This window comes from Pseudomonas sp. Sample_16 (genome assembly GCF_004307665.1).
Classification (GTDB): Bacteria; Pseudomonadota; Gammaproteobacteria; order Pseudomonadales; family Pseudomonadaceae; genus Aquipseudomonas.
In genome coordinates, this window is the sequence record NZ_RCOB01000142.1 from 1 (window position 1) to 11,305 (window position 11,305).

11 protein-coding genes are annotated in these 11,305 nt (G+C 60.3%); 3 read left to right on the forward strand and 8 right to left on the reverse strand.

Annotated elements, in window-relative coordinates; translation table 11 throughout:
- Positions 1–36: 36 nt before the first annotated feature.
- From D8U69_RS18910 to D8U69_RS18930, 5 genes are all read right to left on the reverse strand, one after another.
- Entirely contained in the window at positions 37–534 is a 498-nt protein-coding gene (locus tag D8U69_RS18910) for a GNAT family N-acetyltransferase (protein WP_130907892.1), read from the reverse strand.
- 2 nt (positions 535–536) lie between these two features.
- On the reverse strand, positions 537–1,175 hold the full coding sequence (locus D8U69_RS18915; RefSeq protein WP_130907893.1) for a LysE family translocator: 639 nt from the start codon (positions 1,173–1,175) through the stop codon (positions 537–539).
- A gap of 24 nt (positions 1,176–1,199) precedes the next feature.
- Positions 1,200–1,613: an NUDIX domain-containing protein gene (locus D8U69_RS18920; RefSeq protein WP_130904024.1), complete on the reverse strand. Its 414-nt coding sequence runs from the start codon at positions 1,611–1,613 to the stop codon at positions 1,200–1,202.
- A gap of 69 nt (positions 1,614–1,682) precedes the next feature.
- Positions 1,683–3,008 (reverse strand): APC family permease, encoded by a 1,326-nt coding sequence (locus D8U69_RS18925; protein WP_130907894.1) that lies wholly within the window; start codon positions 3,006–3,008, stop codon positions 1,683–1,685.
- A 176-nt stretch (positions 3,009–3,184) separates the two neighbouring features.
- Positions 3,185–4,006: a carbon-nitrogen hydrolase family protein gene (locus D8U69_RS18930; RefSeq protein WP_130907895.1), complete on the reverse strand. Its 822-nt coding sequence runs from the start codon at positions 4,004–4,006 to the stop codon at positions 3,185–3,187.
- A 126-nt stretch (positions 4,007–4,132) separates the two neighbouring features.
- Between D8U69_RS18930 and D8U69_RS18935 the strand changes: the two genes are divergently transcribed.
- The gene (locus D8U69_RS18935; RefSeq protein ID WP_056855235.1) at positions 4,133–4,933 is read left to right on the forward strand and encodes a LuxR C-terminal-related transcriptional regulator; all 801 of its coding nucleotides are present in this window, start codon (positions 4,133–4,135) and stop codon (positions 4,931–4,933) included.
- Between the two features lie 203 nt (positions 4,934–5,136).
- Positions 5,137–6,756, forward strand: a complete 1,620-nt coding sequence (locus D8U69_RS18940) for an FMN-binding glutamate synthase family protein (RefSeq protein ID WP_130907896.1) — start codon at positions 5,137–5,139, stop codon at positions 6,754–6,756.
- A gap of 35 nt (positions 6,757–6,791) precedes the next feature.
- On the opposite strand, the gene D8U69_RS18945 is transcribed toward D8U69_RS18940, so the two are convergent.
- Genes D8U69_RS18945 through D8U69_RS18955 form a run of 3 tightly spaced genes read right to left on the reverse strand, consistent with a single transcriptional unit; the run spans position 6,792 to position 9,669 of the window.
- On the reverse strand, positions 6,792–8,309 hold the full coding sequence (locus D8U69_RS18945) for a glycosyltransferase family 39 protein (protein WP_241668667.1): 1,518 nt from the start codon (positions 8,307–8,309) through the stop codon (positions 6,792–6,794).
- A gap of 23 nt (positions 8,310–8,332) precedes the next feature.
- The gene (locus D8U69_RS18950) at positions 8,333–9,298 is read right to left on the reverse strand and encodes a glycosyltransferase family 2 protein (RefSeq protein WP_130907898.1); all 966 of its coding nucleotides are present in this window, start codon (positions 9,296–9,298) and stop codon (positions 8,333–8,335) included.
- On the reverse strand, positions 9,295–9,669 hold the full coding sequence (locus D8U69_RS18955; RefSeq protein WP_130907899.1) for a GtrA family protein: 375 nt from the start codon (positions 9,667–9,669) through the stop codon (positions 9,295–9,297). The genes D8U69_RS18950 and D8U69_RS18955 overlap by 4 nt, the downstream gene beginning before the upstream one ends.
- Before the next feature lie 252 nt (positions 9,670–9,921).
- On the opposite strand from D8U69_RS18955, the gene D8U69_RS18960 reads away from it, so the two are divergent.
- Positions 9,922–11,061 (forward strand): OpgC domain-containing protein, encoded by a 1,140-nt coding sequence (locus D8U69_RS18960; protein WP_130907900.1) that lies wholly within the window; start codon positions 9,922–9,924, stop codon positions 11,059–11,061.
- Positions 11,062–11,305: the final 244 nt, after the last annotated feature.

Consider the following 11,305-nt stretch of genomic DNA (forward strand, 5'->3'; position numbering starts at 1 on the left):
CCACGCAGAGCGTGGGAACGATCATTCGCAGAGCTTTCAGATTTCGCGCCACATATGGATCTTGTCGAAGTACTGCTCGCCAACCCGCACGGCCATTGGCTCAAGGCCGAACTGGATGAAGCCGCAGCGTTGGTACAAATTGAACGCCGCATCGTTGCCGGCCGTGACCGTCAGTTTGATCAGCCTGAGTTCGCGATGGCATCGCCCCTCGGCCAGAACCGCCTCCACCAATTGCATGCCGAGCCCTCGCCGGCGCACATTGGCGGACACGTACATGCCGAACAGCGTCGCCTTGTGCCGGGCCTTTTCCCGTGGTTCGAACGCCAGCCCGACAATGCCCGCCAACTTGCCCTCTTCGAACGCCCCCAGCACCACATCGAGCTTGCTGGTCAGACGCGATTCCCACCAGCTCAATGGCATCGCCGCACGTTCGCGTACGCTCGAAGTGAAGGCTTGCGGATGCAGGTCATAGGCTTCGAGCATCAACGCCCGATAGTCCAGTGCGTGGCTGGTATCCAGCTGTTCGATCCACATGTTCAGGCCATCCGCTTTTGCTCAAGCATCAAGCGCAGCGCCAGTGCCGACAGCACGAAGCCCATGAAGTAACGTTGCATCGCCAGCCATGTCGGGTTGTTGACAAACCACGAGGCAATGCCCGCCGCGAACACGGCGATCATCAGGTTGACGCAGAAACTGACGCTGATCTGGGTCAGGCCAAGGACGATGCTTTGGGTGAACACAGAACCGTGTTCCGGGGTGATGAACTGAGGAAAAACCGAGAGATAAAAAACCGCGATCTTCGGATTCAGCGCGCTGGTCAGAAACCCCATGGTGATCAGTTTGCGCGCAGAGTCCGGCGGCAACTGCCGGGCCTCGAACGGCGAGCGCGCACCGGGTTTGACCGCCTGCCAGGCCAGCCATAACAGGTACAGCGCGCCGGCCCACTTCAGCACTTCATAAGCCATCGGTACCGCGAGGAACACGGCGGTCAGACCGGCCGCCGCCGCAAACAGATGGACGAAAAAACCCGCGACCACGCCGAGCAACGACGTCACCCCCGCCGCGCGTCCCTGGCAGATCGAGCGGGAGATCAGATAGATCATGTTGGGCCCCGGCGTCAGCACCATCAACAGAGCGGCGGCGGCAAAGATCAGCAAGTCCTGGAGCGGGATCATGGGCGAAGTCCTTTGCGTAAATGATCAGGCGATCGCGGTCAGCGAAGCTCGATAAAACGGCAGGATCAGGTCGCGTGTCAATGGCGCCAGGATGACATCGCCGTCGGTGGCCGGATCGATCCAGAGCACTTCTTCGATCTCGGCCGCCGGGGTGACCTCTGCATCGATGGTCAGCAGAAATATCTCAGCCTTTACGACACATCCCGGTTCATTGGCGGCAGGCGCCGAGAACTGCCCGAGGAACGTGGCGTGCGCCGGATCGATGAGCAGACCCAGTTCTTCTTCCAGTTCACGGGCCAGCGCGTTGACGGGTTGCTCTTGGGCTTCGATCTTGCCCCCCGGTTGCATGAACGCCTGGGTACCGCGCTTGCGCACCAGAAGGGTTCGACCGTCGGGACCGATCAGCAGGGCGGCGGCGATGTGGATAAGTGTCGACATGAACAAAAGGCCTTTGACTCAAAAACGGCAAGGATCACATGTCCGCCATTCGTGAGCAAAGGCCTCGCCTTATGCGGCTTCCTGGAAATCCATCTCCGGCGGCTGTCGACGGAACCCACCGGTCAGTACCGCCAGGTACACCACACCGATCGCCAGCCAGCTCAGCCCCAGGTAGATGGCGAGGTGATCGAGGCTGACCATCAGCCACAAATCCGCCGCCAGGCCGATAAACGGGAACAGCAGGAACAACAAGAATTGGCGCAGGCCTTTTTTCTCGCCGCCGATCCAGTAATGGAAAATCACCGACAGGTTTACCAGGCTGAACGCCAGGAATGCGCCGAAGTTGATGAAGGAAGTCGAGGTGGTAACGTCCAGCTTCAATGCCAGCAAAGCCACCGCTGCGCAGAGCAGGATGCTGTTGATCGGTGTGCCGAAGCGCTGGTGCAAGGTGCCGAAAAACGACTTGGGCAACACGCCGTCACGGCCCATGGCATACAGCAGGCGCGAACCACTGGCTTGCGCCGACAGGCCCGAGGCGAACTGGCCGACGATCAGGCCGATCAGAAAGATCGACACGAACAGGTCGCCGCCGATATTGCGGGCGATCTCGTAGGCAGCCGAGTCGACACTGTTGAACTGGAACGACGGATGGGCGATCTGCACGAAGTACGACACGCCGACGAAAATCAGGCCGCCGATCAGGGTGATCAGCATGATTGCCCGCGGGATGGTGCGGCGTGGGTCACGGGTTTCTTCGGTCAGGGTGCTGACCGCGTCGAAACCGAGGAACGAATAACAGGCGATGGCCGCGCCACTCATGATCAACGGCATTTGCATGTCGCCATTGAAGAACGGCTTGATCGACCACAACGGTGTGCTCGCATCGCCACCGACGTAGTGCACACACAGTGCGACGAAAGCGATCAGCACCAGAAACTGCACCAGCATCAGCAAGGCGTTAATGCCGTTGGCCAGCTTCAGGCCGACGATGTTGATGGCGCTGGTGATGCCGATGAATGCAAGCACCCAGAGCCACTGCGGCACCGCCGGGAACGCGGAATTGAGGTAGGCCGCGCCGATCAGCCAGATCGCCATCGGCAAGAACAGATAATCGAGCAGCACCGCCCAACCGGCGATGAACCCGAGTTTCGGGCTGATGGCCTTGCGCACATAGCTGTAGGCCGAGCCAGCCACCGGGAACGCCGAGGCCATGCGCCCGTAGCTCATGGCGGTGAAAAACATCGCCACCAGCGCCGCGAGGTACGCGGCCGGTACCATGCCGGCGGTGGATTGAGCGAGGATGCCAAAGGTGCCGAGCACAATGATCGGCGTCATGTAGGCGATGCCAAACAGCACCACCGACCCTAATGACAGGGTGCGTTGCAAACGAGCCATGAGCGACTACTCCGGAATTTTATTGGATTTATGGCAGAGCCGAATTCGGCGCAATGATCGTTCCCACGCTCCGCGTGGGAATGCAGCCCGGGACGCTCCGCGCGCCCTTCACAGCCGAACGCGGAGAGTCCGTTGATGCATTCCCACGCAGAGCGTGGGAACGATCGGGTTAACGGTTATCGAGAAGGAATCAGCAGCTCGCGCAATCCGCAAGCATGCTCGACCATTTCCCCCGGCAACTTCAGCCGCTGATCATCCAGGTAGCGGTAATCCTGCCGCGCCGCCGTCAAGCGGTTCAGGTCCAGCTCAACCGCAAACTGCCCTTCCTCACGGCCAGCTTCGAACAACAGCGTGCCCAGGGGATCGACCAGCGCGCTGCCACCGGCGAACAGCAAGCCGCCATCGCCCTCTTCCACACGGTTGACCATCAGCGCGAACGCCTGGTTTTCCTGGGCGCGAGCCATGATGGCGGTGCGGTGCGTCGGGCCGTAGGGGTCCATGTTGCCGTTGGTCACCAGCAGCAACTCGGCACCGAGTTGCGCCAGGGCGCGGGCGCTTTCAGGGAACTCAATGTCGTAGCAAATCAGCAGGCCAACGCGCACACCGTTCCACAGGCAAGTGGCGTAGCGGTCGCCGGCCTCGAACACGCCGCGATCCGACGCCCACAGGTGCGTCTTGCGGTACTTCAAGGCAATGCCTTCGGGGGTGATCAGCAGCGTGGTGTTGTAGAAACGACCGTTGTCGCGCTCGGCGGTACCGACGACCACAGCAATATTGCGTTCACGGGCGGCGGCGACAATGGCGCTGACGGTGGGGCCGTCCAAGGGTTCGGCAACTTGAGCCACGGACTCGGCCGACGGAAAGCCCATCAAGTGGCTTTCAGGGAACATGATCAGTTGCGTGTCGGCGGCGCAAGCGTTGATTGCCGTCAGGGCACGTTCGAGGTTGTAAGCCGTGTCATTGTCACGGCCCGCCAGTTGGGCGAGTTCGACCTTCATGGGTAGTCCTTGTTCTAAGGCCGGGCTGGGAGAAAGATTGCCCGGTCGCTGTCTGTGCGCCAGTATGCGCAGCAAGCGAGCGGCCGGGAAATCACGCCGCTGGGGTAACACGATAGGGGTAGATGCATGGCACTCTCGTTGGACGACATCGCCTGGCACCGCTCGGTGGGGCAATTGATCGACGCCCTGGACAAGCCCAATTTCTGGACGCAGCTGGTCCGCTTGCTGGATCAGTACGTGCCCTGCGACAGCTGGGTCGCGCTGCTGTTCAGCGCCGACCGGCATCCACAAGTGTTCGCCGAATCGCCGGGTGTCGATGGTGGCCCCGACCCGTTGTTCCAGGATTACCTGCGCGGTTTGTACCTGCTCGATCCGTTCTACATCGCCTGCCGCGAACAATCGCGCACCGGTTTGTATCGCCTGTCGGAAGTGGCGCCGGAGCATTTCGAACTCACCGAGTACTATCAACGATACTTTCGTGTGAATGTCGTGGCCGACGAAATACAGTTTAATTGCCAGCTCGAAGGCGACCGCACGCTGTGCCTGTCACTGGGCAGCCAGCAACGTTTCAGCGCCGGACAGATTGCCTTGCTGTCGTTGATCCAGCCGTGGGTGCTCGGGTTGTTGCGTCAGCGCCTGCCCTACGAGATCAACGAAACGGTGGCTCTCGCCCCGACGCCGGTACAGGGCGATTGGCGGGTGCAGCTCGAAGCGTCGGTGCAGCAACTCAAGGGCGCGCAACTGACCGCCCGGGAGCTGGATGTCGGGCGCTTGATGCTCAGTGGCTGCTCCAGCAAGGAAATCGCCCGCAAACTGGAAATTTCCATCGAGACCGTGAAAGTCCATAAGAAACACATGTACAGCAAGCTGGGGATCAAGTCCCAGTCGGAGCTGTTTTCGATTTTTCTCCAGGCACAAAATGCCTGATAACCCCTGCATTGCAGGACACCTGTGGCGAGGGAGCTTGCTCCCGCTGGACCGCGAAGCGGTCCCAAAACCAACACCGCAATCAGTCAGACAAAATCCATCAACAGGTTTTGCGGCTGCTGCGCAACCGAGCGGGAGCGAGCTCCCTCGCCACAAATGCGCTGTTGCCACCGAATAATTGAGTCCGAACCCAAGGAAACCGTATGAGCCTGTCACTCCTGAGCCGCTACGCCTTCTTTGCCGTCTGCGTGATCTTCACCCTCGCCAGCCTGCCTTTCCTCGAACACGACTGGCTCTGGCCGATCACTGCGGTCACGGGCGTGCTTAGCCTGATCGGCCTGTTCGACCTGCTGCAAAGCCCCCATGCAGTGCGCCGCAATTACCCGATCCTCGGCAATATCCGCTATCTGGTCGAAGGCATTCGCCCGGAAATCCGCCAGTACCTGCTCGAATCCGACAGCGATGCCCTGCCCTTCTCCCGCGCCCAGCGTTCGCTGGTCTATTCCCGGGCCAAGAACGAAAGCGCCGACAAACCGTTCGGCACCCTGATCGACGTCTATCAATCAGGTTTCGAGTTCATCGGCCACTCCATGCGCCCGGCACCGTTGAGCGACCCGAGCGGTTTTCGAGTGACCGTCGGCGGCCCGCAGTGCACCCAGCCGTATTCCGCGTCGGTGTTCAACATCTCGGCCATGAGTTTCGGTTCGCTCAGCGCCAACGCCATCCGTGCGTTGAACCAGGGCGCCAAACTCGGCAACTTCGCCCATGACACCGGTGAGGGCAGCATCAGCCCCTATCATCGTGAACACGGCGGCGACCTGACCTGGGAACTGGGCAGCGGCTACTTCGGTTGCCGCACCAGCGACGGCCGCTTCGACCCGGAACGCTTCGCCGCACAGGCGCAAACACCGCAAGTACGGATGATCGAAATCAAGATGAGCCAGGGCGCCAAACCCGGTCACGGCGGAATCTTGCCCAAGCACAAGGTCACCCGGGAAATCGCCGAAACCCGCGGCATCCTGATGGGTGAAGACTGCATCTCGCCGTCTCGCCACAGTGCGTTTTCCACGCCGATCGAATTGATGCATTTCATCCAGCAATTGCGTGAGCTGTCCGGCGGCAAACCGGTGGGCTTCAAGTTCTGCCTGGGGCATCCGTGGGAGTTCATGGGCATTGCCAAGGCGATGCTGGAAACCGGCATTCTCCCGGACTTCATCGTCGTCGATGGCAAGGAAGGCGGCACCGGCGCGGCGCCCGTGGAATTCACCGATCACATCGGCGTGCCGATGCGTGAAGGTCTGCTGTTCGTACACAACACGCTGGTCGGCCTGAATCTGCGGGACAAGATCAAACTCGGCGCCAGCGGCAAGATCGTCAGCGCTTTCGACATCGCCAGCGTGTTGGCCATCGGTGCCGACTGGGCCAACTCGGCACGCGGTTTCATGTTCGCCATCGGCTGCATACAGTCGCAAAGCTGCCATACCAACAAATGCCCGACCGGTGTCGCGACTCAGGACGCCCTGCGTCAGCGCGCGCTGGTGGTGCCGGACAAGGCCCAGCGCGTCTACAACTTCCACCGCAACACCCTCAAGGGCCTGGCCGAAATGCTCGCTGCGGCCGGTCTCGAACATCCATCGCAATTGTCGGCCAAGCACCTGGTGCGGCGCATGTCGGCGACCGAAATCAAGTTGTTCTCGCAACTGCATGTGTTCCTCAAACCCGGTGAGTTGCTGACCGGCGAAGTGAATGGCGAGTTCTATTCGCGGATGTGGCAGATGGCGCGGGCGGACAGTTTCGAGCCCAATGAGATTGCGGCGGCCTGACGCCGATAGTGCGGCGCTGAAGATTTGGGATGACTTCAGCGTCCGCCGTCCAGAATGAACAGGCGAGCTTCGGCTTCATTCCCTTTGACCGTCAGCGTCTGCTTCCAGTCCTTGGGGAATGTCACTACGTCCTCGGGCCTGGGCTTGCCCGTCACCCACCAGATTCTTTTGGCGACGGGCTTCAAGGTCGATACATTGCTGAAAAAAATCCAGTCCAGACGCTGCGGAATGAGGCGCCAGCCGCCATAGTCGTAAGGCCCCTGCGGCGTCCCGTCCGGCGAACGGGAGATGTAGAGCCTTGGCTGGATACCCGTGGCGTTGTAGTAAGTGAAAGGCAGATACCAGAACAGACCATCGACCACGATCTCATCGCCTGCCTGGGCCTGGCGATTGATGCCCTCTGCCACCGAATCCAGCCAGGCCAACTTGCGAACGTCGGTACCATTCAAACCGTCCTCCTGTGCATAGACCTTCAGTGCGCCATGCACCTCGGCGGCTAGAAACAGACTCAGACAGAGGTAAGCCATCAGCGGCCGCTGTTTTGCCAGTCCATCCAGGGCGAGCGCCGCAAGCAGAGGCAAGCCGAGTGCGGCAAACACCAGGTAACGCGTGACGAACACCGGAATGATCAAGGACACCAGAAAAACCGCGATGGCCGGCACAAAGAAATAAGCCATCAACAGGAACGTCGAGCGACGATCAGCACGCCCGTACCGCAATGTCAGGACACAACAGGCGAGCATCAATGCCGTGACCAGCAGCGCCCACCACAACCCGCCACCGGTCGCCGACACCATCATGATGCAGCGCGAAACAAGCCCCGGCAGCATCTCCCAGGTTGTGGGTGCCACCCACTCGAGCCCATCCATACGTCTGAGCTGATCAATGAGATTGGGCAACCAGGGCAGGTAGAGCGCGACTATCGCGACATTGGCCATCAGCCATTTTCGAATGGGCAACGCCGCCGGCTCACCATCCCCAAATCCCGACCAGTACAGCCAATGTACTAACACACACAGCGCGGCAAAGTAGTGGGTGTAAAACGCCGCAGCCATCAGCAGGACATAGGCAATCGCGTAGAGCCGCGCTTGCGGCTGCCGGCTCCAGCACACCAAAGCGACCGTCGCCGCCATCAGCCAAAAGCCGAGCAAGGTGTACATGCGCACTTCCTGGCTATAGCGAAGCGAGAGCGGCAACAGCACCAGCATCAGTCCGGCAAAGATCGTCGCTCTGCGCGTCGCGACGAGGCTCATCAGTTTGAGGCAAAGCATCAGCGCCCCCACGTCCGCCACCGCACTCAGCCCGCGCAAGGAAATCACGCTGTGACCAAACAACAGCACCCAGTAATGCAGAATCACATAATAGAGCGGCGGGTGAACGTCACGGGCCGTTGCGGCCCAGATCAGCGCCGGCGAGCGCTCACTCAGCAACACACTGAAGGCTTCGTCATACCAGATCACCGGAACAGACATCCCGTGGAACCTGAGCAACAGCGCCAGCATAACCAACGCCATCAATCCCGCACGGTACAGCCGCTGCTGGCTCACAGGCATCTCAGCCACCCGCGTTATCGTGCTCACAGGCTTTTGGTCATCGCGGGTTTTTCTGTCGTCTTGTGGGTACTTTTTACGATGTCCTTGATGACATACCGCGGCCGATGCTTGGCCTCGATGTAGATCCGCCCGATGTACTCGCCGAGGATGCCGATGCCGATCAGTTGCACGCCTCCAAGGAACAGAATGGCGGTCATCAAAGAGGGGTAACCGGGGACGCTGTTGCCGTAGACAATCTTGTCCAGCACCATGTACACCGCGTACAGCACAGCGAACAATGACACAAGACCACCGACATAGGTCCAGAGCCGCAACGGCACGGTGCTGAACGACGTGACCCCTTCCAGCGCCAGGTTCCACAGTTTCCAGCCATTGAATTTACTGTTGCCCGCTACTCGCGGGGCGCGCTCGTAGCCGACTACAACGGTGTTGAAGCCGGCCCAGGACAGCACGCCTTTCATGAACAATTGATGCTCGGGCAACGCGCGAATCACATCGACCACCTTGCGGTCCATGAGGCGGAAATCTCCGACGTTCTCTTCGATGCGCGTGTACGAAATGCGATTCAACAGGTGGTAGAACAGCGACGCACTGTGCCGCTTCAGGTAGCTGTCAGACCGTCGATCGCGACGCTTGGCCAACACCACATCGGCGCCCTTTTGCCATTGTTCGATGAGCAACGGGATCACGCTGATCGGGTCCTGCAGGTCGACGTCCATCGGGATCACCGCATCACCGGTGGCATGCTCAAGGCCAGCGAACAGTGCCGGCTCCTTGCCGAAGTTGCGGGAGAAATTGATCAGCATCACCTGATCATCCGACTCTGCCAGGGCTGCGGCCTGCTCAGCAGTGCGGTCGGAACTGCCATCGTTGATGAAGACGATTTCGACGTCGATATCGCCCAGTCTCAATTCACGGCGCACCGCCTGATAAAACAGGTTGATCGACTGCTCTTCGTTGAACACCGGGACGATCAGCGAGACCTTCATACGCCACGCTCGCGGAACACCACGTACTTGGAAAACAGGAAACCGAGCACCAGGCTCAACGCGGAAAACAGCGCCACGGTCAGCAAACCATGCAGTCGCCACACATCACCGGCATGACCGACGCCGTAACTCAACGCGCCCATCGCTGCCATGAACAGCAGATAACCGCCAACCGACAGCTTGCTGTCAAAGGTGTAGAGCCCATTCATGTAAAAGGAAAACGAGGCGGCCACGCAAAACGCCACCAGATTGCTGACCGCCTGGCTGAACCCGGCAGCCACGCTGAGCAGGAAAAAGATCTGCCAGTGAATCAGGGTGTTGGCGACCCCGATCACCGTGTAGCTGGAAAACCCACGCCACAGACGTCTCATGCTGACGATCCTTTGCTGGAACCCGTTGCGACTCATATGTATTGGAGCTTGTCTACTGTCAGAATTCGCAGGTTGTCGCACCTTTCAGACCAGCGGTTACCCCCTCGGCCCCGGCCAGGAGACATTCCGAAATACCCCGACTTTGCAATTGAGGGCGAATCAGTCCACCCTGCGCGCCGCCGATGAGCGGCAGTTAAACTCTGTCGCCCCGACCACTCCTTTGTTCAACACCCCGTTTACGAGCCTGCCGTCATGACGTTAGTGCGCGATCACCGGATCGACTTTTTTCGAGGTCTGGCACTGATCTTCATCTTTTGGGATCACGTGCCCCACAACCCTTTGGGTCAAATTACCCTGCGCAACTTCGGCTTCAGCGATGCCGCCGAGGTCTTCGTGTTTCTCGCTGGTTACGCGGCGGTGCTGGCCTACGGCAAAATCCTGGCGCGCGAAGGCTTTTTGATTGCCTGCGTGAAAATCCTGCGCCGTGCCTGGGTGCTGTACGTGGTGCATATTTTTTTGCTGGCGATGCTGATGGGCATCGTGTTCTTCGCCAACAGCCACGTGGAAACCCGCGACCTGGTCGAAGAAATGGGCATGCACCACTTCATCAGCGACCCGCAGCAGGCCCTGATCGATGAACTGCTGTTGCGCTTCAAACCGAACCTGATGGACCCGTTGCCGCTGTACATTGTGCTGCTGGCGGGTTTGCCGCTGGTCCTGCCGATACTGGTGCGCAAGACCTGGGTGGTGGTGGCGATGTCAGTCGCGTTGTACCTGATGGTGCCGTTGGCAGACTGGAACCTGGCTGCCATCAAGGATGGGGTGTGGTACTTCAACCCTGTTGCCTGGCAATTGCTGTTTGTCCTCGGTGGCGCCGCGGCCATTCACTCCCAACGCCCGCGCGAGTCCGACAGCCGACCGCTGTGGCGCCAGCCGTTGTTCATGAGCGCGGCGCTGTACGTAATGGCCGCCGGGGTGCTGACCGTCCTGTGGCGCTGGCCGTACCTCCACGACGCCTTGCTGCCGTCGAGCTTGAGCAATCTGCTGTACCCGATCAGCAAGACCAACCTGTCGCCCCAGCGTTTGTTGCACTTCCTGGCGCTGGCGTATGTCACCGCGAAACTGCTGCCCGACACGGGATGGACGCAAAACTGGCTGGCGCAGCAAAGCTGTCGCATGGGCCGTTTTTCATTGGAGATTTTCTGCCTGGGCGTATTGCTCGCGCCGCTGGCGGACATGATCAATGCCCTGACGGACGACGCGTTCGCCATGCAGATTTTCACCGCGCTGGCGGGTGCCGGGTTGATGGCTTTGCTGGCGGTTTGGCTGGAGTTCAACAAACGGCTGAATCAGACGCTTGCTCCCGCTGGGCTGCGCAGCAGTCCCCTTTAGGGCCGCTTCGCAGCCCAGCGGGACGGTGCGGCGATCCGACGAGCTCCCTCGCCACAAGGGTTTGCGGTAAGGGTGCTGCGTCAGGCAGGCCGTCTTCACCCACCTCGGCACTTCCAGCTCGCAATGAACCCGTGGCGAGGGAGCTCGCTCCCGCTCGGCTGCGCAGCAGTCGCAAACCCCGTCAACCGGTTTGGTCAGAAACATCCGATAGCCCTATGTAGGGCCGCTTCGCAGCCCAGCGGGA

Bases quoted from the DNA above. Each gene is read 5' to 3' on its own strand.
- D8U69_RS18935 (WP_056855235.1), top strand. From the start codon at position 4,133: ATGGCACTCTCGTTGGACGACATCGCCTGGCACCGCTCGGTGGGGCAA.
- D8U69_RS18940 (WP_130907896.1), top strand. From the start codon at position 5,137: ATGAGCCTGTCACTCCTGAGCCGCTACGCCTTCTTTGCCGTCTGCGTG.
- D8U69_RS18930 (WP_130907895.1), bottom strand. From the start codon at position 4,006: ATGAAGGTCGAACTCGCCCAACTGGCGGGCCGTGACAATGACACGGCT.
- D8U69_RS18920 (WP_130904024.1), bottom strand. From the start codon at position 1,613: ATGTCGACACTTATCCACATCGCCGCCGCCCTGCTGATCGGTCCCGAC.
- D8U69_RS18950 (WP_130907898.1), bottom strand. From the start codon at position 9,298: ATGAAGGTCTCGCTGATCGTCCCGGTGTTCAACGAAGAGCAGTCGATC.
- D8U69_RS18960 (WP_130907900.1), top strand. From the start codon at position 9,922: ATGACGTTAGTGCGCGATCACCGGATCGACTTTTTTCGAGGTCTGGCA.
- D8U69_RS18925 (WP_130907894.1), bottom strand. From the start codon at position 3,008: ATGGCTCGTTTGCAACGCACCCTGTCATTAGGGTCGGTGGTGCTGTTT.
- D8U69_RS18955 (WP_130907899.1), bottom strand. From the start codon at position 9,669: ATGAGACGTCTGTGGCGTGGGTTTTCCAGCTACACGGTGATCGGGGTC.
- D8U69_RS18910 (WP_130907892.1), bottom strand. From the start codon at position 534: ATGTGGATCGAACAGCTGGATACCAGCCACGCACTGGACTATCGGGCG.
- D8U69_RS18945 (WP_241668667.1), bottom strand. From the start codon at position 8,309: ATGCCTGTGAGCCAGCAGCGGCTGTACCGTGCGGGATTGATGGCGTTG.
- D8U69_RS18915 (WP_130907893.1), bottom strand. From the start codon at position 1,175: ATGATCCCGCTCCAGGACTTGCTGATCTTTGCCGCCGCCGCTCTGTTG.